Raw genomic sequence first — 22,213 nt, 5'->3', positions numbered from 1 at the left:
CAATTCAATAATAAAACTTTCACTGTTGTTATACTGGCTGGCCGCAAATCCATGAGCCACGTAAGAATCCGCTGCTTGCATTTTGCTTAGGCTCATTTAAAGGAAAGAACATGGAAAACACATTGGCCCCAGAATCAGGCCGCAGCATCAAAAAACAAACATTACTCGACATGATCAAGGTTCTAGGCCCTGGCATCATGTTAGCTTCAACCTCTATTGGTGGCTCGCACCTAGTTGCTTCGACTAAGTCTGGTGCTATTTACGGCTGGCAATTAGTGCTGGTTATCGCACTGGTTAACCTATTTAAATACCCATTCTTCCGCGCCGGTATTCAATACACTATGGCAACCGGTAACAGCTTGGTCGAAGGCTACAAGGGTATGGGCCGTATTTATTTGTGGTCATTTACTTTCTTGAGTGTCGTGGCTGCCTTTGTCAACGTATCTGCACTGCTACTGTTCAGTGCCAGTCTGTTTGGCTATATATTCAAAACCGGCTTACCACTGGAATACAATGCGCTGATTCTTATTTCGGCTTGCCTAGTCATTTTATTTGCTGGCCGTTACCAGGCGTTAGACAAGATGTCTAAAGTGATTGTTGGCACTCTATCGCTTGTGACTATTTTTGTTGTCATCGCCGCCTTTACTAACGGCGCTGTCGCTCCTGCAGACTACCAGCCACCTACTATTTGGGATCTTAGCGCGATTGGCTTTATTGTGATTATGATGGGTTGGATGCCGACCACTATCGAAGTTTCGAGCATCACCTCATTATGGTTAAAAGACCAACGTAAAGTCGCAAACGTTACACCGCGCTCGGCATTGTTCGACTTCAACGTCGGCTACATTACTACCGCCGTATTAGCGTTATTCTTCCTCGCACTGGGTGCGCTATTGCTTAACGGTAGCGGCACCGAATTAGCGACTTCAGGCATCGGCTTTTCACACCAGTTAGTGGGTTTATATTCTTCAAACATTGGTGAATGGTCACGCTACATTGTTGCGATCTTGGCGTTCTTTTGTATTTTTGGCAGCACGCTAACCTGCATCGACGGCTACCCGCGCGCATTAGCAGAAGCACAGCGTCTTATTTTAAATAAGCCAGAAAACATCAATTACCACCGTTTCTGGATGTTACTAGTTGCAGCTGGCGCCATGCTGATTTTGTTCTTCTACAAAGCAGAACTGGTACCGATGTTAAACTTCGCGATGATCCTAGCCTTTATTACCACGCCAATCTTCGCATTGCTTAACTTCCGCCTTATTTCTAAGACTAACCTGACTGGCGTATTAGCACTCACTACTCGCCTTAAGGTTTTAAACTGGGCTGGCCTTGTTTACCTATTCGGTTTCTTAGCGGTATTTATTTGGTGGAAGTTTATTCTGTAAACTGAGCACTCGCTAAACAGATTATGTTTTAAAATACTAAGCCCCTTCATTGGGGCTTTTTTGTGGCTTTATTTTTATAGCTGGCTTTTCTCTGGCTGCTTTTTTTCAGCTTTTTTATTTAAGCCGACTGCGCCATACTCTTTTACAAAATAGACTTTAGGTTTACAGAATAGGCTTTAGGCATAAGAGTGGACAAATGATTCGAGAACTCAACAAAGAAGATTTCCAACAATTCTGGCCAGACTTTAAACGCATCATAGCAGCACAAAACAGCTACGCTTATGAGCCAGACATGAGTTTTGAACAGGCCTTCGAGCTGTGGTGTACAAGCCCATTAAAAACCCTTGTCTATGAAAAACAAAACGCTTATGAACCACAAAACCACATCCTCGGAACTTACTACATAAAAGCAAACGGCATGGGGCCGAGTAGCCACATCTGTAACTGCGGCTACATGGTGGCAGAAAGCGCGCGCGGTCAAGGCATTGCCAAACAACTTTGCTTGCATTCCCAAAGCCTTGCAAAAGAACTTGGCTTTAGCGCCATGCAATTTAACGCCGTTGTTTCTACCAACACCGCCGCGGTTACTCTTTGGCAAAAACTCGGCTTCGATATTATCGGTACGATACCAAACGCCTACCAACATAAAACGCTCGGTTTTGTCGACAGCTATGTGATGTATAAAAAACTAAACTGACGTTGAGCTTTATAAAAATAAAAACACTAGCCTAAAAAAAAAGCCGCTAATCAGCGGCTTTTTGTTTTGTTAGTTAACAATATTATTAACTAATATTTTTTAACTGAGAGACTCTGCCTTAGTTACCTTCGGCTAGTTTCGCGTAATTACCTGATTCAGGGTCGATAGCTAATAACAGATTTGTCGTACCGTCAGTATCTTTACCAGCAGCTATCAACAGGTTACGTTCACTGTGGTAATGAAGGCCGATTAGCGGAGTAGTTAAGCCATTTAAGTTCTCAAGAGCAAACAAATCAGCGACAACTGTCGTTTGGGCATTGGCTGATATGTCATATGAGGTTAAGTCTCCCGCACCATCAACATAATACAATATATTATTCGACTCATCGTAAGCTAAATCTGAAACCGCTCCGCTGTCACCGTATGTAAGCTGTGTAGAGCTCGAACCATCATATTCATATAGAATATAATCTCCTGTAATATTAACACCTCGGGAATAGTAAATACTTCCAGTCGATTCGTTAATTGCCATAGACATTGGTTGCTCATCTGTATCTACGACAACGACCGCTCTATCTCCAGTGTCAGGGTCAATAGAAACAATCGTATGGTTAGAATATTGAACCGCATACAAAAGATCGTCAGATTCGCTATAAATCAGATCAAGGGTAGAATCCAAGGCAACCCCGCTACCTGCGTTTGCATCCGATAACACAGTCTCTATACCGTTTGATAAATTTATCTTTGTTATTCCACTACTCGCGCTGACATATAAATTATCAGTATCGATCGCGATACTAGAGCGAACATACGTACCATAGGTAGTGTCAGCCGTATAACTTAGCTCTTCACTCTCGCCTGAATCTAAATTAAATTTTTTGATTGCTATTTGACTAACATAATCACCATCGGAATGAACATAGATATCACCCGTGGCCTCATCAACAGCAATATCAGAAATATAGTCATCAATGCTGGTAGAATAAAGCTCACCATTATTTAAAATCACTTCATCATAAGCCACATAGTCGTTCTCTGCTGTTACTGTCACCGAAATGCTCTCAACCTCATCCAAACTAATACCCGACCTGCGCCATGTATCAGTAACGCCGGATATATCCGATACAGTACTATATCCAGCTTTATATTTGATCTTAACTTCAAGACTTCTTATTGACTCGCCCACTGGTGCTGAAAAGTTGCCAAACACATCCATTGAGGTTGAGCTACTGTAGTCGCCAAAATCAAATGGGAAGGATATAGAGGCATTCGGAGCTTCATCGTTTTCGAGAACGGTAATGGTAAATTCATCCGTTAGTCTTTCCCCCTGATCAATACAAGTAACGGTGACGGAAACTTCGCCAGCCTCAGTTGGATAGCCATAGATCTGCCGATAACCAGAATAGGCAACCCCATTACTAGTACCGGTTGTATAGTGATTAAATTGAAAGCCAAGATTATTAGAAACGTCAGTGATCACAGTAGAGGCAGAAGAGTAACCACCTGGTGTTGTGCAAACATCACTTGGAATCGAATAATCGAGTTCATTACCTCGATCCAATTCAATATCTGCAATTGGGTTAGCCAATGTTAATCGGGAACTGCTCCCGCCGCTTTCTGCACCACAACCCACCAGCGCGACACTCGCTGCCAGTAGTGCGCTATTTAATTTTAGATACGTCATACGCGTTCCTTGTAAATTCTATGCAAGCCAATTGAAAACAGCAGTGATACTACATGGCAATTGAGGCATTGGAAATATGCAGAAAGAGAGCATTTGTATACTTTTCACTTTCAAATTTAATCACATTAAGTTTTTGTTCATGTGAACACGTTCAAACGCGTCAAAAAAAACCAAAATCTGAAAAGCGACACCAAAATAAGTCAAATTATCGACGAATCTATTTAAGGTTTTACTTTATAAGGCACATCTATTTGATAAATTTTTAATCAAAAAAAAGCCGCTAATCAGCGGCTTTTTGTTTTGTTACTCAATGCATTGGCTTGCACTGAGAGTACTTAATTTTAGTTACCTTCGGCTATTTTGGCGTAATTCCAAGTTTCAGGGTCGATAACTAATAGCTTGTTACCCGAGCCGCCAAAATCACGGCCTGCCGCTATTAACACCTGACGAGTACTGTCGTAGTGTAAGCCGATTAAAGGCGTACCAGGATTTTGAAAAGTACTAATATCAAACAGCTCAGATAAAACCGTTTCAGTTGAGTTATCGGCTAAAGCAAGTTTAATTAAATCACCTGCCCCATTTACGAAATACAATGAATCACCATTTTCATTTATTGCGATATCAGAAACTGGACCACCGGAAGAGCCTGCAGCGACATCATAGATAATACTAAAATCTGAGCCATCATTTTTTTGAATGATTGCCTGCCCATCTACATTATAGCCCTGAGAGAAATAGGCGTTTCCAGATGAGTCAATCGCCGTTGAAAGAAGGGCACCAATACCACTAATATAAGGTGTTCGGTCACCAAACACCACTTCGGGGTCGACTGAAACTAAAACTGAATTATTCGCCTCGGCACTTAACACCAACCCTGATGCATCATGATAAAACAAGTCAGCAATAAGACCGCTATAACGATCACCATTCTCGTCTGTAAAATCTGGCGCGTTATATAAGATAGCCTCATCACCAGTGGCTAAATTAATTTTAGTCGCACCTGTTGCATAGCCGACAAATAGTGTTTGCGATTCCGCATCGATAGAGATAGAAGTCGGCTCATCATCAGAAAAACTAAAGTAACGATCAATATCGAGCACGCTACTTTCAGCGGAGCCTAAGTCGAACTTTAAAAACTCAACCTGTGCGGATGTCGCACCATCGACCTGCGCATAAACATAGCCATTGATTTCATCGACAGCGATATCGGAAAGGTCATTATCAAGCGATGTGCTGTAGAAGGTATCTTTGTCTAGAGAGATCTCGGCGTAGTTTTCATCACTGCCACCAACCGCTACAACTTTAATCTCGGCATCTATCGGCAAGGTAACATCTTCAACTCGCCATTGGGTGCCAGTAACAGTAGCGGTCTGAGGAACACCGTCATCGATAGTGACAGTAACACTGTTGACAGTTCCACCCGTCGCAGCCTCAACTACACCAAACATATCCACAGCACTTGCACTGTATTCACCTAAAGACAGTGGGAATGAAATAGAAACTTCCGGTGCGTACTGAGGAATGGCACGAATAGAGATAGTAGCAGTGGCAGTAGCATCTTCATCCGCAGCATCCGCCACAGTAACTTCAAACACCAGCTCTTCAGGGGACGAGATGGCTGGAACATCAAAACTCAGCTCATTGCCATTTGCTGTAAAATCGGCAACCCGAGTTCCAGTTTCATCTTCACCTAAGTTCTGCTCCCAGTTATACGAGTCCGGGTCAATTTCACCGGTTAGGTTCGGCACCTCGGCATCTGCGGTTAGGGTTACCGTTGTTCCACCTCGCACATCACCAGTTTGATCGGCTGAAATTGTCACCACTGGGTCGGCATCGAAATCAACAACAGTAATGGTGAATTCATCCGTTAGGGTATCGCCACCTAAAACGCTACAGCTATAAGATACAGTGACCTCGCCAACATCGTCGGCATAGCCGCTTAGCGTTGTTGAATTGTAATTTAATGAAAAGCCAACATTGTCAGCTACATTGTCGATCTCGTAATTGATTGAGTGGACGCTGTTACTGGTACAGGTATTGTCGGGGATCGAGAAATTTAGTCTTGTATCACCAGATAACGTCATATCAGCAATTGGGTTAGTCAGTGATATGTCATTTCCGAATGAACTGCCACTTTCGGCTCCACAGCCTACCAGCGCGATACTTGCTGCCAGCAGGGCCCCATTTAATTTAAAGTATTTCATGAGCGTTCCTTATAAATGCTATGCCTAAAATTCAAAACATGAAGATATTACATGGCAATGGAGGCATTGGAAATAAGGAGAAAAGATGCATTTGTATGAATTTCGATTCAAAGCTGAGGTGTGTTAAGTTTTTGTTCATAAAACAAGCTAAATGCTAAAGGCTGTCCTTATAGCTAAGCCTCCATGCTATAAGGGCTAGCCACACAAAATGCGCTGAGCGCCTCACTCGTCAAAATCACGTCGAATAATGTACGCTGCAAAAACTTAGTCAAATCAGTGACTGTTATATCGATAACTATGGCATTTGGCCTATAAACCTATAGACCTACCAAAGAAAGATTCACCAAAGCTTTTTAAACGAAAGATAAAGCACTAATAAAAACAATAACGGCAGAACTATTGTTTTGAGTACAAAGAGCGCCATCAGGTTTAAGAAGGTTTCTATCGAGTTATTGAGCGTGTCGACATAGCGGGTGATTTTACTTTTTGCCGCTTCGGTGACGTGATCAAAGCCGCCCATAAGGCTTTCGAATGTGCCGACATCGCTGTTAAGGCGGCGCTCCAACCTGAGGATGTCGACATCGATATTCTGTACCAGCCGATCTAGGTTTGCTATCTGGCTGTTTAGTTGAGCAAGCGATTTGTTTAATTCGCGAGCCTCTGTTTTTAACGCTAGCTGTTGTTCGTTTTTATTCACTAGGCTATTAATAAGGCCTTCTTTTTCGTTCTCTGCTGCTAGCTGCTGCTCAACACTAGCCAACTGTTTTTTTAGTGGGCTGATTTTTTCGAGCAGTAAAAGCTTTTCATTCAGCAGGCTAACTTTATTGTTTTCGTGAACGACGATATCTCGCTCTACCTGTTCACGAATTTCGACATTCAAGTCCAGCAGTTGATCCAACTCTTGGGCGCGTATCGGAAAGGCTTCTAGTGAGTTATTCGCCTGTTCAATTTTATCTTCAACAAAGGCAGCATCAACCCAACTACTGGCAAGCGCAACGAGCACAATAGAAAACTTACAGGCGCACGCCAACACAAAAGCTCGATAAGCAAGCTGACGTCGGTTTGGCCAATATCGTCCGGAAAAAAAATACGCTACCGCGGTTAAGGTTAAGAAAATTTTAAAATGCAGCGTTTGAGAAATTTCGACTAAGAATTTTTGAATCAATAAAGATGAAATCGCATACTTCATCACGGTTGAAAAATCTTCGACTAAATCATTCAGTGGGTCGAGTAATTCTCCGATCTGCACTGAGCCAACCACTGGCACATTGAGCGTAATACTAGAAAGTACAGAAACCGTTGCATTAAACAGTCGTGCAATGCCAAACGAGACCGTCGAGGTGGCTAATGAACCATTAATATAATATTCAGCGTAGCGATCTAAAAAACCAAACCAAGCTAAAGCAACGATGAATGACAACGCTAAAAAATGACGAAAGCCGATTTTATTTTGCATTTTGAACAAGCACCTCTGTTTGCTGGTTACACGGATTTATGCGCGCGGTTTAATCAAGTTAGCCATTCGAGCTATTTAGTCGCTTAGCTAGTCATTCAGTTAATCACTCTATAACTAGTAACGCTCTGGCGTTCGGTATTCCAATACTTCGACGGAATCACCGACACGGATTGTACCTTCGTTCAGTGCAACCAAATTCATACCAAAGGTTGGCCCTTGTTTTTTACCGTTTTCTTCTAGCATGCGCTGTTTGGTCAACGTTTTAAACGGCTCACCAATACTGCTTCTTTCTGCCGTTGCAGGGTTTACTGTAATCAAACTACAACGCACACAGGGGCTGACCGTTTCAAAAACCACATCGCCAATTTTAAAACGCTGCCAGCTATCTTCGGCAAACGGTTCGCATTCATCAACAATGATATTAGCTCGAAACTGTTGGATGTTAACGGGCTCAGGGCATTGCTCGGCAACGGCGTTTAAAGAGGCACGAGAGGCAATTAAAAAGGGGTAACTATCGGCAAAGGCAACGGGCTTTTCTGGCTGCGAGTTAGCTAATCGGCTGGATTGCTCAGCAAAATAAACCAATCGTACTGGTTTATTTAGGATATCACTGAACCAACGGTCGTACTTTTCACCACATAGAAGCGCACGTACGCCAACTTTCCAAATAATGGTATCGGTGTAATCGCCAGTAAAGTCGGCAGGGTTGATTGTCAATTGACTATCAACCTGAGCATCAGGCTCACTATAGGTCAGTTGTAATTGATCGCCTGGCTGATAGGTTGAGCTCACTTGGGTTAAGACTGGATATTTACGCGCGGTTACAAATTGGCCTCGCTCGTCGACCAGCATATAGCGCCTGTCTCCCGTTAGGCCAGACAACTGCACCGAGCTCTGTTTCAAGGCAATGCCTTGAGTCGATTTGATAGGGTAAATCTCTATATCGTCTAGCAATGCCATCGCTGCGATCTGCCTCTTAAATTAGGTAAATAAAGCAAATACTATCACCTTATTTGATCGGTTATCGAGAGCATTGTCGGTAATAGCAACCAGCTGTCTCAAAAAGACGAGCCGAGATTATTGACGCAGCCAACGCCGGTATGATTTTTTGTCATCGCTCACATGACTAGGTTTCGTTACTCGCTTTTTTTTAGTTGATATTTAATGACCAATACCGCTTATTGCAAACTGAAACCACGATATTTGGAGAACAGTATGAGTATCACCACCCACTCTTTTGTGAAGACACTGGCCAGCTTAGCGCTAACGAGCAGCGTGCTATTAGCAGCAACATCAACACAAGCAGAAACATTGATTAGCGAAGGCACTCTTACCGTTGGCATGGAGATCGCCTACCCACCGTTTGAATCTTACGATGGCGATAAGGTTGTCGGTTTCGACCCTGAGCTTGCAACATTGCTCTCTGAACAAATGGGCGTAACGCCGAAATTTGTCGACAGCAAGTTCACTAACTTAATTTTAGGCCTGTCGAGCGATAAGTTTGATACCGTCATTTCTGGTATGTACATCTTGCCTAAGCGCCTAGAAAGAACTGATGCAATTGCTTACGCCAGAACCGGTGCTCATATCATGACGTTAAAAGACAGTGAGCAAAAACCAGCGACCGAAAAAGAGCTTTGCGGCTTAAGCGTTGGCTTACAGCAAGGCACTTCTTGGGTTAAAGATTTGGAAGCGTTATCAACCGACTACTGCTTAGCTAATGACAAAGCAGCCATCACCGTGCGCCAGTACCCAACTGCACCAGAAGTTTCGCAAGCGTTATTGTCACGTAACATTGATGCGCAAGTTGAAATTGCTGGCGCAGCGAAGATGTTTTCTGAGCGTAGCCGTGGTCGTATCGTAATTAGCTCACTGGATTTAATTTACCCGCAAACACTGGGTATTTTTGTTGATAAGGGTAACGACGCGCTCTTTAACCAATTGCAAAGCGCAATGGATGCCATTAAAGCCAACGGTTCATACTTGGCATTGATCGAAAAATACGAGCTAACGCCTGTTAGCGAGTAAAACATTCAGCGGAGCGCACTAATGGAATTTGATTGGCAATACGTTTTTTCACTCTTCACCCTAAAGATGTTCTGGCAAGCCTGCGTCACGGTTATTGCGATTAGCAGTCTTGCTTGGGTTTTAGGGTTAATGTTTGGTTTCGTTGTTGCCTCCGCAAAAATGTCCTCTTATCGCTGGCTTTCTTTGCCAGCGAGTCTCTACATTTGGTTTTTCCGTAGCGTACCGCTATTAGTGTTATTGGTTTTCACCTACAACTTACCGCAATTATTCCCGGTAACGCGACCTGTATTGGGTGTACCATTTTTAGCTGGCTTGGTTAGCCTAGTGCTAACAGAAGCAGCCTACATGGCCGAAATTCATCGAGGCGGTTTGCTCTCCGTCGCCAAAGGCCAACGCGAAGCAGGCCATGCACTGAATATTGGTTTTTTAGGCGTACAGCGGCTCATTGTTATTCCTCAGGCATTTCGTATTTCGATGCCAACCATGACCAACGAATTTGTCACCATCATTAAACTCAGTTCTTTAGTCTCTGCCATCTCATTACCTGAATTACTTCAGGTCGGCCAACGACTCTATTCTGAAAACTTTATGGTGCTCGAAACATTGCTAGGCGTTGCAATTTACTATGTCTTAATCGTCACGCTGTTTAGCACTATTTTACAGTTCTTAGAAAAACGCTTAGATATTTTTTCGCGCAAACCTCAAACCCTAACTGAGGCCGAATGTGACCACCTAAAAACGCAGTTGGCTGCAACCCCAAAGACGGAAACGACTGTGCAAAAAGGCATACCTCCGGCGCTACAGTTACAGGGTTTAACCAAAGCTTACGGCAGTCATCAGGTATTAAAAGATATCAACATGAACATCAATATGGGCGATGTTGTCAGTATTATTGGCCCTTCTGGTTCGGGTAAAACAACGCTGATTAGAACACTGAATACTCTAGAAACATTAGATGATGGCGAAGTGGTTCTATTTGGTGAAAGCTTTGTTGCTAAACCCAGCCAACTCAATGCGGCGCAGTGCAAAGCAGGTATGTTACGCATTGGTATGGTGTTTCAAAACTTTAATCTCTTTGCTCATAAAACCGTTCTGCAAAACCTGATGCTGGCGCCTAGTTACCACAAGCTTTATAGCGAACAGGATAACCAGCAGCAGGCACTTTATCTGTTAGATCGAGTTGGCCTTTTAGCCCATGCTCATAAATACCCTCACCAACTTTCTGGCGGCCAGCAACAACGTGTTGCCATTGCTCGTACGCTAGCGTTAGCACCGGATATTATTTTATTTGATGAGCCGACTTCGGCACTCGACCCTGAAATGGTCGGCGAGGTTTTAAAAGTCATTCAAGACTTAGCAAAAGACGGCATGACGCTGATAATTGTGACTCATGAAATGGATTTTGCGTTATCGGTATCCGATAGAATTGTCATGATGGAAGATGGTGCTATTAAAGTCAGCGCGTCTCCTCAGGCCATTTTAGATCTTGATAACGACAGCTATCACTATGCACGCCTTAGAGCGTTTATGGGCTTGGCCTAGGCATTCACTGCTAGCTTTTACGTGCCAGAATGCTTAGCTGCAAAAGCTCTTAACTAAAAGAACTCTTAACTAAAAAAGTTTACCAGCAGTCAGGATTTGATAATTCAGAAATTAAAAAAACACTCTATTTTTTAGCGCCGGTAATTGCTGGCGTTTTTCGTTCAAGTAATCCATCTCTAATTCGGCACAAACAAAGCCCTCGCCTTCTGGCAAGCAATCCAACACTTCACCCCAAGGGTTAATGATCATACTGTGGCCATAAGTACGGCTGCCGTTTTCATGTTCGCCAACCTGAGCGGCAGCGATAACATAACACTGGTTTTCAATGGCTCGGCAAGTCAGTAGTGTTTTCCAATGAGCTTTACCGGTGGTGTAGGTAAAGGCGGCGGGAGCGGTGATCAGGTCAAAGCCTGCATCGTGGCGATAAAATTCAGGAAAACGTAAGTCATAACAGATAGACGGCCTAACAGTGTGCTCCGCCAGCTGAAAGGTTTTAATTTCTGATCCAGCAGCCATGGTATCGGATTCACAATAGGCTTCGTTACCATTATCAAAACCAAACAGGTGCACCTTGTCGTATCGGCAGACGCATTCACCGTTAGGGCTATACACCAGCTGGCTATTAAAAAACTTATCTGGCTGCTCGCTTTTAATTGGTAAGGTGCCTGCGATCAACCAAATAGCATATTCTTTTGCTAACGCCGCCATGTGTATTTGAATAGGCCCGTCTAAAAAGGCCTCTGCCAATGCCAGACGGTCGCTATCTTTTGCTGCCATTGAATAAAAATATTCCGGCAGCAAAACACACTCAGCACCGCTGTCTACAGCCTGCTTAATAAGCTGCTCTGCCTTCAAGATATTGAGTTTTAAATCTGCTCGGCTAGACATTTGAACGGCGGCTATTTTCATTCGATTCAACCTAACTTAAATGCATTAAGCGCTTCAACGCCTCGGATAATTTCTTCGTCTTTTTTACAGAATGCTAAACGTATAAATTTGTTATCGGTGCTGTCACTGTAAAAAGCCGACAGCGGTATTGTTGCAACGCCAGCCTCTTGAATAAGGCGTTTTACAATTTCACTATCGGCTTCTTGCGACAAGTGCCCATAGCTCAACAATACAAAAAAAGAACCCGCACTGGGCAAGGCTTTAAAAGGCCCCTGCTCTAATAAAGATAGCATTAGATCTCTTTTTTTCTGATAAAGCTGCGCTAAGCCCAAATAATGTTCTGGCTCTTTAAGGTATTCACTAAAAGCGTACTGCATGGGCGTGTCTGCGGCAAACATCAAAAATTGATGCACCTTCATTAGTTCCTTCATGATCGGCTCGGGCGCAACACAACATCCGACTCGCCAACCGGTAACATGGAAAGTCTTACCAAAGGAGGTGACTACGACACTGCGCTGAGCTAATTCTTTATGCGTCGACATCGATAGATGCTTTTTATTATCGAACAAAGTGTGCTCATAAACCTCATCAGAAAGAATAAGGATATTGCTGTTTTTAGTCAGATTATTTAAGCACTCTAAATCTTGTTGAGAGAAAACCATGCCGGTTGGGTTGTGCGGACTATTGAGGATAATCATGCGTGTTTTCGGAGTGATGTGCTCGGCCACTTGCTGCCAATCGACACTAAAGTCAGGCACCTTGAGCTTTATTCCAATCGGCGTTGCGCCCTGCATGCGAACAATTGGCGCATAGCTATCGAAACATGGCTCAAGGTAGATCACTTCATCACCGGCATGAACTAACGCAGATATCGCAATGTACAAGCCCTGACTAGCACTGGCGGTGATCAATACCTCATCTTCGGGCCGGTAGCGATGCTGGTACAGCTGGGCTATTTTGTCTGAGACTTGCTGCCGTAGCGCCAACACGCCTGCCATAGGAGAGTACTGGTTATCGCCACGCCGCATTGCTTCATGGGTTAACTCAATCAATCGGGGGTCGCAGTCAAAACTTGGCGCACCTTGTGCTAAGTTAATAGCCTTGTGCTGGTCGGACAACTCTGCGATAACACTAAAGATGGTGGTACCGACATCATCGAGTTTTGACGGGACGTGAATGGGCGTATCAACCATGAAGGCTCCTAGCTATAAACTTGCAATGTCTGGCTATTAGAGAAAATATCCTCTATATCCGCCATCGATTTGTCGTCATACTAGGCATGAGTAAAACACATAAGTCAGTTAAGGTTTCTAATGGCGAAAAGATCACCTCCATTCAATGGGCTTTATAGCTTTATCATTACAGCAAAGCATCTTAATTTTACTCATGCAGCCGAAGAGCTATTTGTAACGCAAGGTGCCGTTAGCCGACAAATTGCAGCGCTAGAATCTTACTTAGGCTTTAAAGTTTTTCATCGCCATGCCAGAGGCCTAGAGCTTACTGATAAAGGCAAAGATATTTTGCCTTCGATGAAGCAAGCCTTTGATCAGATTATGCAAACCACGCAACAGGCGATGCACCCTTCGACGGACATTAAGATGAAAGCGCCTACTTGTTCGATGCGTTGGCTAGTACCAAAATTAATTGAGTTAGAAAACGACCACCCAGATATTCAGGTAGCGCTAACCACAACAACCGAGCACGGCATAAACTTCGAAACAGAAAACTTCGATATGGCGGTGGTTTTTTCTTATGATGATAAGCCTGACGAAAGTGGATCGATTAAACTTTTTGATGAACAGCTGACGCCGGTTATCTCACCGACTATCTATAACCCGCAACAACCTTTCGATATCAACAACTACACTTTTTTGCACCCATCGAAAAATCACTCAGATTGGGCCTTGTGGTTAAATGAAGCAGAGATTGACCCTGCTGTCATGGTAAAAAATCAATTCTTTGAAACCATGGATTTATCAATTAGCGCTGCCATTCAAGGCTTTGGCGTTGCCATTGCCGACATAAACTTAGTTAAAGAAGACATCATAACCGGACGCCTTATATGCCCTTCCACTATCAGCGTTAACAGCGGTGCTCACTACTACTTACGCTATGCAGAAGCATTAGATCAAACACCACACATTGCTAAAATCGTTGACTGGCTTAACGCACAGATTTCGAAAACATCGACACCTGATTAACTGCTGCCATCAGTTGTTCGACTGATACGTCCATCGGCATATTGTTCATATCGGGAGTAGCCACCGCAGCTTGGCATATTGATTTTAGTTCGGCTTGCGTTAAGTTGGCGATCTCATCCAAATCAGTAGGAACTGCGCAGCGGCGAGCAATCTTAATGGCTTCTTCTAATTCAAGATCACTACGACCCTCTAAAACTTGCAAGACTAAATTACCAAAACCGACCAGCAAGCCATGACCATATAAACGCGTTTTTTCATTGGTGGTAAAACCATCGTACAACGCGTGCGCAGCAGCAACGTGATCACCAACCCCCATAATAGAAGTAAAGCCTGCATACAAAATAATGGCATCCATTACTGCCTCTAGGGCTGGTGAGGTGCGCCCTTGCTGAACATCACTGATCGCCTGTTCACCAAACTCGACAATAATGTCGTAGCAAAGTTTGCCGTTCATATAGGCCGACGAGTTAAAGCTGCATTGGGGTAAATTCTCAGCAATGGCGCGAAACTCATACAGCTTTGCCAGTGTGTCACCCAAACCTGCGGCCAACCACTGATAAGGCGCACGCGCAATAATGTCACTATCTAAAAAAACAGCGATGGGCGCTTTGTTAACGGAAATTAAAGATTCAAAGTGACCAGCCTCATCGTAAATAACCGAAACCGTCGATGTTGCAGCACAGGTCGCTGCGATAGTAGGCACTGTCACACTAGCAAGTCCAAGTTCATCCGCTAGCCACTTGCCCATATCGAGCGCCTTTCCACCACCAATGGCTACGATGATATCGGCATCAAAGCGACTCGCCTGCTGTTTCAGCTGTGCTAAATTAGTTCTCGTCACCTCACCACCATAGTGTGCTGACTCGAGCAGATAATTGTTTGTGACAACCGCTTCAATAGTCGGCAATGCTATTGATAACGCGGTATGACCACCAACAATAAAAACACGCGATATATTTTTAGGTAAAAAGCCAAACAGCTGAGTTAAGCTGTTTGGACCTCGAATGACCTGATGCGGTAAAGAAATCGATTGAACGTGAGTGCCTGCAGTTAACATGGTCGCTTCCATCAATTACAAATTGGTTATTAATTACAAAAGTTCTTAGTTACAAAGGTTCTTAGTTACAAAGACTGTCAATTACAATATAAATAAGTCACAGAGGTTATGAACCTCATAGGTTGTAAGTTACAACGATAAGCCAATACCGCCTATGGATTTATTTGCATATCAGGCATGCTACAAGTTCATTGCTCATCATTATTCTTTGCTTTTAACCAGCCATAAAATTAGCATTCAACAAACAACAGCGGTTCAAGCTTCCTGTCGTAAAGTCATAAGGTAAAAATCGATGCAAAGCATTGGCGTTAGCCGAGAAAAAGCCAAGATAATATTTATTTTGCCGACACCGCCCAAAGGGCAATACCGGCTAAATAAAGATTCGGAGTTAAGTGAAGTAGCGGTCGAAAATATTATTAGTCAGGACGGCAACCATTGGCGGAAGATTTTAACCATTATGGCCAAACTAAGCTGTAATACTGACGACTGGCGTAACTACCGAGATAGCGAACTATTAACGCAGCACGAACGCATTGAGTTTAAAACGCCGATGCAGTTTAACGCTGACAAAAGCTATTTTCTTTGCGGCCAAGCCATGCAACAGAATGTGACTGAACAGACCTCGCTACACGGCTGGCAAGCACTCAACGAAAAAGGCTCACTGTTGGTAAAGGCTAATCTAATCCTTTGCCCTTATTTGGATTATCGCCAATTCCCAAATACAGATATAGAAGCCGTTAGGCTGTATCGACATTCAGCAAAAATAACATAACGGCCCCTACGCTATAAGCCAGTAAATCTTTAATATCGAACGTCGCGCCTAAAACAATTCGCAACCAATAGATATGATCCAACCCCAACCAGCTTAAAAGCTGGAAGTATTGAGCAAACTCTACTGCATAAGCAAAGATCAACACACCGGAAATAATTATATTTTTCGAATAATTGAGCACACTGCGCATAACAAAATACAACCAGACCACCACCAGCACATCGCCCAAAAAAGGCCTAACAATATCGTCAGTTACATACACTGCAATAACGACCAACGCCGCAAAAAGAAGCACACTAATAACAAACGCTCTGGCGTTAAAATGAAACATATTCCACTGCCATTAACTCAGTACCCTGTAAATTAAATGCTGTTAAGCTTTTTACTTTTTTAATAACTTAGTTAGCTTGGTCAATAACCTAGCTTCGCCAGCAACATGCTTTCCAACTTGGTCACGCCTTGAGCGAGCACGACCAACAGCAACATAAACACCGCTATGCTTACGGAAGTTGGCATACCTTTATCGATCAATACCTCGACAAAAAACAACCACGGAAGATGCAATAAAAAAAGAGGGAATGCCAAATCACTTAAATAGCTGCTGATTTTCTGCCCCGGCAGATTAACGCTAAACCAAACTCGTTTTGGCACAACTAAGCCAAGATAAATACCAAACCCAAACTCAAATATTCGACACAGCGGGAACCAGTCTGTTGGTCGACCAGGCATAAAACCAAATTGACGATAGGCCCAGCCTTTGGCTTCGTCATAGAGATTATTCGATACCAATGGAATGCCTTCTTGGCCAACATACCAACGCGATAGCACACTAATAAGCAACAAAATAAGCAGCACTATATAAGGGAAGCGCTTAAGGCCAAACAAAAGTAATGGGCCTACGGCGTACAAACTAATAATAAGGCCAATAAACCAGCTGGGCGCATTATAGGGCCCCCCCCACAAACTCAGCCAAGCATAAAAGCCCGTTAATGTGCCGAACAGGTCCACCAGCAGACCATTGGGAGCCAAATCGGGCAAGCCATCTCCCGCTACATAACTGCCGAGTACATAACCAAGTAAAGATAAAGGCAAGCAGATCCAGTAAAGCGGATAAATGCGCTTTAGCTTTTTGCCTATAAAAGCAAAGTAACCGCGCTTTTTATTGCCGTCGGTTAGACCTAAGAGTAAACCTGACAGCAGCAAAAAGAGAGTCACGCCAACGCCACCTAAACTGACGTAATAAAAGTTTTTAATGCCAAAAAAGTCACCTAAATTGTGATTAAACAATTGGCCAAAATGAGCAATAAACACCAGCAAGATGGCGAAGATTCTGAGTAAATCGAGTAGTTGGGAACGCTGCATAATTAAATCGGTTAACATTTTAAAGCCGTATCATGACATGGCTGTATGGGGTTTCCTATTTATTCAAGCTCCATTAATGGCCACGAATTATTGACCAAATATACTTTGGCCACTAAAGTATGACCAATAAGCGATCTCACTTCTAAGGCATAGACTATGGTCAGCATCGGCGCTGTCGTCACTGGCGACATCATTAACTCTACCGGCTTGTCCGATACCGATCATCGCAGCTGCCTTGTACAGTTAGAGCAATCGATGCTGACTCTAAACCAAGAGTTTGCTGTTCAGGGCGATATTTATCGTGGTGATGAGTTCCAAGTCTTTATTGCACAGCCACAATTCAGTTTGCGCATCGCCGTACTGTTACGCCTAGCCCTTATGCAATGCGTTAAGCGCTCCGATGCACGGGTGGCGATTGGTATTGGCCACTTTAATCAACTAGAGCCTGAGCTGCGAAAAACCGCCAAGGGTGAAGCCTTTGTGTTATCGGGCCGAGCCTTAAAAGCGATGGACGAGCAGCGGTTAACCGTTAACTGTTCAAGCCGCGCGCAGATCAACCCCAGCCATCAATTGCTTATCCAGTATTTAGATTTTGTCTTGACCGCACTAAGCCATAAGCAAGCAGAGGTGTTGTATCCGCGCTTACTTTACCCGGCACTTACCCAACAACTGCTGGCAGAAAAAACAGCGATCAACCGACGCTCCCTAGCCTCGCGGCTACAGCGCGCCAATGCCGACATCATTATTGAAACACTAGCGCTGTATGAAGCGGTTATTGCTGATAAGCTTGCAGCCATTGATTCATAACAACGAACTGCACACAGACCAATAATCCAAGAGGAACTTGGCTATGCTGGCAACACTGGACGGTATTTCGCTACTTTGGTTGTTATTGCTTGGTCACTTGATCGGTGATTTCTTTTTGCAACCGGACCATTGGGCTCAATCTAAACAGCAGCATAAAATTCGTTCTAGCTATTTTTATCTACATGCTTTGCTGCATGGCGGTATTGTTGCCTTAATACTGGCAACGACGGCAACGCTCAACCTATCGCTTGCGCTCGTTACAGGGCTGCTTTTTAGCCTAATTCACGGCGCGATTGATTACTTAAAACTGCTACTGGGCAAAACGCTGATTTGGTTTTTATTGGACCAAGCGCTGCACCTATTAAGTTTGGTCGTACTTTGGCTGTTTTTATTGCCTGGCGCTGGGCCACAAATTCAAATCTTACTCAGTACATTAAATTGGTCGAATGGCTGGGCGCTGTGCCTTGGCTATTTGCTAATGCTGAAACCCAGCGCGGTTGTGGTTAGCCAGTTACTCTCGCAGTGGACGTTAGCCATTGAACAACAAACATCAAAAGAGAATCGAGACTCGCTACCTCAGGCTGGGCAATACATCGGCTACCTAGAGCGACTGCTGGTATTAACCTTTGTACTAAACGATGAATTTAAAGCCGTCGGCTTTATCTTGGCAGCAAAATCTATTTTTAGAATGGGCGATTTGCGAGAGGCTCACGATAGGAAGTTCACCGAGTACGTTATTTTAGGCTCTTTATTTTCGATGAGCTTGGCCTTATTTACTGGCTTGCTACTACAGGCATTAGTTTACGGATAAAATCGAAGCGCTCTTTGCTAGCCACTGTTTGTTAAAACAAAAATCAATGACAGTAGAAAAATTCAAGCCTGAAAAGCGACAGGGTATGCGGTTACACTGGGCAGCGACAGGCCACGGCAGTACTGTTCAGCCACGCGTTGGGCAGCTGGATCTTACCTTCTAAGATTGGCAGGATAATATCACTTTGTGGGGTACATAAAGGGCCTGTGGCATAAGGCCCTACGTACTGCAATTCGCTATTACGAATCAAAATAGTCATCGGTGTGGCTGGTACTTCGATACCCATTTTCGCTAGCTCTGCAACGCTCATATCACGCTGTGCTACACCAGCGGGCATTTGGTCAGCTAAATAATTCACGTGTTCGGCCGTTTGCTCATAACAGGAACAAGTCTTATCCAACACATGAATGATCGCCGATTGATCGTTGCGAATGTCGAGCTTACTGATCAGTTCAGGGGCGTTAGCGCTGACCGTTTTCAGTTGAAAGTTTGGGTCAAACACTCCGGTGTAACTATCGCCAAAACGTTTGAGTAACACTAATGAGGCAGGTACCCAAACGGCAATGAGTATTGCCGCAAGGATATGTTTTTTTTGCACAACCGCCATTATTTATAATCAAACTTGTCGGCTTCTTCTTTTAGTTTTCCGGCGATTTTCTCTGCACTTTGAGCAGTTTCTACGACTGTCTGGCCTTTTTCATTTAACGACGCAGAAATAGTATTCAGTAGCGCTGTTGAGCGGGCAATTTCTTCACTCGCTTCGCCTTGCTGGGTCAAGGTAGAAGACATGGTTTCTGCTGCATTCAATACATTCAATGCGTGTTCAGAAATCTTATCCAGCCAGCCACTACTGTCGTTAGCAATTTCGACTGTCGACTGTAATCGAGCAATAGATTCATCAACCGAGACAACTGACTCTTCACCCGACTGTACCAGCCCTTCGATCATCGATTCGATTTCACCAGTCGACTGATGCGTACGCGATGCTAGGCTACGTACTTCGTCTGCAACGACAGCAAAACCTCGACCATGTTCACCAGCACGAGCTGCCTCAATTGCTGCATTTAACGCCAGTAAGTTAGTCTGTTCTGCGATGCTTTGAATGACTTCAAGTACGCTACGAATATTGTTGGTCGACTCGGCCAAACCATTAACCTTCTCTTTGGTTGTCTCAAGTGTTTCAGACAATTCGGTAATGGTATTGGTCATTTCTGTTACCGCCGACTGGCCTGCCTTCGATGCTTCTTGCTGACCATCGGCCATAGAAACAACCTGTTCAGAAAGTGTCACCAGTTCGTTAATTGATGCCGTCATCTGTTCAGTCGCCGAGGCAATGGTGTCGACCTGCGTTGCTTCCTTACGCATGCTTCCCATCATGCTCATACCTTGGCCAACCATGGTTTGAGTTTCGTCTTTTAAGGTCATTGCAGAATCGTCGATCATCGCAACAGTTGAACGAAGCGTACCGATCACATTAGAGAATTTACGAGTTAAGGCTGTGTGCTTATCAATTGAAAGTTCACCAAGCCAAATTTTGCCCTGTTCATCGACCATTTTTTCGGTCGCCTGTAAAAAATACTCCGCTTGTCGGGCTTCTTTTAAACTGGTGTAAGCAATAATACAAAGCACGATGCTTTCTACGACCACATAGCCTGCATGTAAAATAACAATACCGAGGTGTAACTCATTTTCAGGGAATACATAAACTGGCACGCCCGAGGCTTGCAAAAACATAAAGGACAGGTGATGCACCGCAATGAGACCGGCAGCGGCTAAAATAACGATCCAATCGCGGAACACGATCAGCAATGCCAGTAAGACAAAAATACCAAAGTGCATTTCAATCATTCCGGCGCCTTGGTGGATAAAGAGGCCAGAGAAAATCATATAACTAAGACCGTAAGCGACACGTGATAGTAGGTGGTCACCTAACATCTTGTAGAGTGCATATGGAATGAGTAACGACGGTAAGCCAATAACAAAGGCTTGCGACCAAGTGTTATGCCAATTCGCTAAAACTAGAGCATAAGCCATCAGCCCTACACTGACGTAGAAGGAAATTCGAAACGCTAATGCTCGAAACGAGTAAGTCATATTTTTAAACCTATATCTATCATATTCTAAAATTCATAAGCATGAAGACACGCCTATATTAGTTGCACCCAATGACCTATTCATCGAATGCTGTTCAAGATTTTCATTACCGATAAAATTGAATTTTCAATCCGCTAAAAAAATGCAAGAGTGGAGAGTAGTCGCTCATTTTTATCAGCCAATTCATCGGCATGCCAGAGTAAAACTTAATACGATTTCCTCATAGTAGGCTATAAAATCACAACGTGAAAAAAAAATGCCGTCTATGCGCTCACAAAATAATATTTATAAAAACCACCCTCTGTTAATAAAAATATTTTTCAATGAGTTCCAGGGGCAATGACTTTAATTTTAGAACTGTGATCGAACCCTTTTAATTCGACTTATCGAACTAAAAAAATTTAAAAAGTAAAAAATATCGACAATAAAACCATAAAAAAAATAAGGTTAAATTAAAAAAAGATTAGCTAAAAAAATGAAATAGAAAAGTCGAGATCGATTATTAATACGAACTACTTCCTTAATACGATCATTTATTGAAATCACGACAACCAAACAACCTATAAACCGATGCAATTAAGAAATCACTCGACACTTACTCAGTAAATTAGTGAGTTCAACACAACTAAAAAAGGGCGATTTAAAAACAGCTGAATAAAGCTATCGATCAAGCATAGAGAATCGGCATTGAAACCATACGCAAAAATAGAGCTCGTTTGTAGTAGACAGAAAGGTATAAAAATGGGGAGTGGTGGGCCTAGGCGGACTTGAACCGACGACCAATCGATTATGAGTCGACTGCTCTAACCAACTGAGCTATAGGCCCTCAGAGATTCGCACAGGCTAAGCTGTACTGTTTGGATAGTGGGCGCATTATAACGCGCAACATCGACAAGTCTAGCCAGATGCTTGATTTTTAACTGTTTTTTCTTGACTCACTCGAGATAAAAGCCGCTCAATTAAGGCCTAAGCGGCCCTTTTAAGCGGTCGCTGTTCGACTAAGCAGCCTTTAGGCAATCAATAAAACGCAGTAGATACGCGAATTAAGTCAATTTTAATCAAGTTATTTGCAAAACTAATCGTCTGCTGGTTGCTAAGCTTAAGCGTTACTTGGAAAATACGTTAAGCTTAAGTTATCAAATATCGCATGGCTGAATAACCGATCGACATAACAATGATCGCAATAAAAATAACAACGACTCACGGGGCTGCCCCTGTTGGT

At 43.4% G+C, this 22,213-nt stretch carries 19 protein-coding genes and 1 tRNA gene; 8 read left to right on the top strand and 12 right to left on the bottom strand.

Annotated features, from left to right (window positions below):
- The first annotated feature begins 110 nt into the window (after nucleotides 1-110).
- Both FME95_RS10810 and FME95_RS10805 read left to right on the top strand, forming a co-directional pair.
- A complete protein-coding gene (locus FME95_RS10810; protein ID WP_147714503.1) occupies nucleotides 111-1,388 on the top strand; it encodes an Nramp family divalent metal transporter in 1,278 nt (425 codons plus the stop codon).
- Between the two features lie 196 nt (nucleotides 1,389-1,584).
- A complete protein-coding gene (locus FME95_RS10805; protein WP_147714502.1) occupies nucleotides 1,585-2,085 on the top strand; it encodes a GNAT family N-acetyltransferase in 501 nt (166 codons plus the stop codon).
- A 118-nt stretch (nucleotides 2,086-2,203) separates the two neighbouring features.
- Here FME95_RS10805 and FME95_RS10800 read toward each other — a convergent pair whose 3' ends face one another.
- From FME95_RS10800 to FME95_RS10785, 4 genes are all read right to left on the bottom strand, one after another.
- Nucleotides 2,204-3,769 carry an NHL repeat-containing protein gene (locus tag FME95_RS10800; RefSeq protein WP_147714501.1) on the bottom strand — a complete coding sequence of 522 codons (1,566 nt, stop codon included), beginning with the start codon at nucleotides 3,767-3,769 and terminating at the stop codon, nucleotides 2,204-2,206.
- 341 nt (nucleotides 3,770-4,110) lie between these two features.
- Nucleotides 4,111-5,973: a hypothetical protein gene (locus tag FME95_RS10795; protein ID WP_147714500.1), complete on the bottom strand. Its 1,863-nt coding sequence runs from the start codon at nucleotides 5,971-5,973 to the stop codon at nucleotides 4,111-4,113.
- A 340-nt stretch (nucleotides 5,974-6,313) separates the two neighbouring features.
- The gene (locus tag FME95_RS10790; RefSeq protein WP_147714499.1) at nucleotides 6,314-7,429 is read right to left on the bottom strand and encodes a hypothetical protein; all 1,116 of its coding nucleotides are present in this window, start codon (nucleotides 7,427-7,429) and stop codon (nucleotides 6,314-6,316) included.
- 114 nt (nucleotides 7,430-7,543) lie between these two features.
- Entirely contained in the window at nucleotides 7,544-8,389 is an 846-nt protein-coding gene (locus FME95_RS10785) for an MOSC domain-containing protein (protein WP_147714498.1), read from the bottom strand.
- 255 nt (nucleotides 8,390-8,644) lie between these two features.
- Here FME95_RS10785 and FME95_RS10780 point away from each other — a divergent pair, with 255 nt between their 5' ends.
- The gene (locus FME95_RS10780; RefSeq protein ID WP_147714497.1) at nucleotides 8,645-9,457 is read left to right on the top strand and encodes a transporter substrate-binding domain-containing protein; all 813 of its coding nucleotides are present in this window, start codon (nucleotides 8,645-8,647) and stop codon (nucleotides 9,455-9,457) included.
- Between the two features lie 21 nt (nucleotides 9,458-9,478).
- Entirely contained in the window at nucleotides 9,479-10,999 is a 1,521-nt protein-coding gene (locus tag FME95_RS10775; RefSeq protein ID WP_147714496.1) for an amino acid ABC transporter permease/ATP-binding protein, read from the top strand.
- Between the two features lie 111 nt (nucleotides 11,000-11,110).
- Here the strand turns inward: FME95_RS10775 and FME95_RS10770 are convergent, their stop codons facing one another.
- A complete protein-coding gene (locus FME95_RS10770) occupies nucleotides 11,111-11,908 on the bottom strand; it encodes a carbon-nitrogen hydrolase family protein (protein WP_147714495.1) in 798 nt (265 codons plus the stop codon).
- A 5-nt stretch (nucleotides 11,909-11,913) separates the two neighbouring features.
- Nucleotides 11,914-13,080: a methionine aminotransferase gene (locus tag FME95_RS10765; protein ID WP_147714494.1), complete on the bottom strand. Its 1,167-nt coding sequence runs from the start codon at nucleotides 13,078-13,080 to the stop codon at nucleotides 11,914-11,916.
- Nucleotides 13,081-13,200: 120 nt separating this feature from the next.
- On the opposite strand from FME95_RS10765, the gene FME95_RS10760 reads away from it, so the two are divergent.
- Nucleotides 13,201-14,088 (top strand): LysR family transcriptional regulator, encoded by an 888-nt coding sequence (locus FME95_RS10760; protein ID WP_147714493.1) that lies wholly within the window; start codon nucleotides 13,201-13,203, stop codon nucleotides 14,086-14,088.
- On the opposite strand, the gene FME95_RS10755 is transcribed toward FME95_RS10760, so the two are convergent.
- Complete coding sequence (locus tag FME95_RS10755) at nucleotides 14,051-15,145, bottom strand: iron-containing alcohol dehydrogenase family protein (protein WP_187265510.1); 1,095 nt, start codon at nucleotides 15,143-15,145, stop codon at nucleotides 14,051-14,053. The genes FME95_RS10760 and FME95_RS10755 overlap by 38 nt on opposite strands.
- A gap of 292 nt (nucleotides 15,146-15,437) precedes the next feature.
- On the opposite strand from FME95_RS10755, the gene FME95_RS10750 reads away from it, so the two are divergent.
- Nucleotides 15,438-15,917 carry a DUF6942 family protein gene (locus FME95_RS10750; RefSeq protein ID WP_147714491.1) on the top strand — a complete coding sequence of 160 codons (480 nt, stop codon included), beginning with the start codon at nucleotides 15,438-15,440 and terminating at the stop codon, nucleotides 15,915-15,917.
- On the opposite strand, the gene FME95_RS10745 is transcribed toward FME95_RS10750, so the two are convergent.
- Nucleotides 15,883-16,248: a ribosomal maturation YjgA family protein gene (locus FME95_RS10745; protein ID WP_147714490.1), complete on the bottom strand. Its 366-nt coding sequence runs from the start codon at nucleotides 16,246-16,248 to the stop codon at nucleotides 15,883-15,885. The two genes, FME95_RS10750 and FME95_RS10745, sit on opposite strands and share 35 nt — an antisense overlap.
- A gap of 80 nt (nucleotides 16,249-16,328) precedes the next feature.
- Nucleotides 16,329-17,297: an acyltransferase family protein gene (locus tag FME95_RS10740; RefSeq protein WP_246109363.1), complete on the bottom strand. Its 969-nt coding sequence runs from the start codon at nucleotides 17,295-17,297 to the stop codon at nucleotides 16,329-16,331.
- Between the two features lie 138 nt (nucleotides 17,298-17,435).
- On the opposite strand from FME95_RS10740, the gene FME95_RS10735 reads away from it, so the two are divergent.
- Entirely contained in the window at nucleotides 17,436-18,086 is a 651-nt protein-coding gene (locus FME95_RS10735) for a hypothetical protein (RefSeq protein WP_147714489.1), read from the top strand.
- Between the two features lie 43 nt (nucleotides 18,087-18,129).
- Nucleotides 18,130-18,897, top strand: coding sequence for a DUF3307 domain-containing protein (locus FME95_RS10730; protein WP_147714488.1), 768 nt, complete (start codon nucleotides 18,130-18,132; stop codon nucleotides 18,895-18,897).
- Nucleotides 18,898-18,988: 91 nt separating this feature from the next.
- Here FME95_RS10730 and FME95_RS10725 read toward each other — a convergent pair whose 3' ends face one another.
- The 3 genes from FME95_RS10725 to FME95_RS10715 all read right to left on the bottom strand — a co-directional run bounded on the left by FME95_RS10725 (nucleotide 18,989) and on the right by FME95_RS10715 (nucleotide 21,817).
- Entirely contained in the window at nucleotides 18,989-19,495 is a 507-nt protein-coding gene (locus tag FME95_RS10725) for a DUF6436 domain-containing protein (protein WP_187265509.1), read from the bottom strand.
- 8 nt (nucleotides 19,496-19,503) lie between these two features.
- Nucleotides 19,504-20,991: a methyl-accepting chemotaxis protein gene (locus tag FME95_RS13780; RefSeq protein ID WP_222709974.1), complete on the bottom strand. Its 1,488-nt coding sequence runs from the start codon at nucleotides 20,989-20,991 to the stop codon at nucleotides 19,504-19,506.
- A gap of 749 nt (nucleotides 20,992-21,740) precedes the next feature.
- Nucleotides 21,741-21,817 (bottom strand) — tRNA-Ile (locus tag FME95_RS10715).
- Nucleotides 21,818-22,213 lie beyond the last annotated feature (396 nt).

The organism is Reinekea thalattae (assembly GCF_008041945.1).
GTDB classification, from domain to species: Bacteria; Pseudomonadota; Gammaproteobacteria; order Pseudomonadales; family Natronospirillaceae; genus Reinekea; species Reinekea thalattae.
The sequence above is the reverse complement of the archived record's forward strand: the minus strand, read 5'-3'. Positions and strand labels throughout refer to the sequence as shown.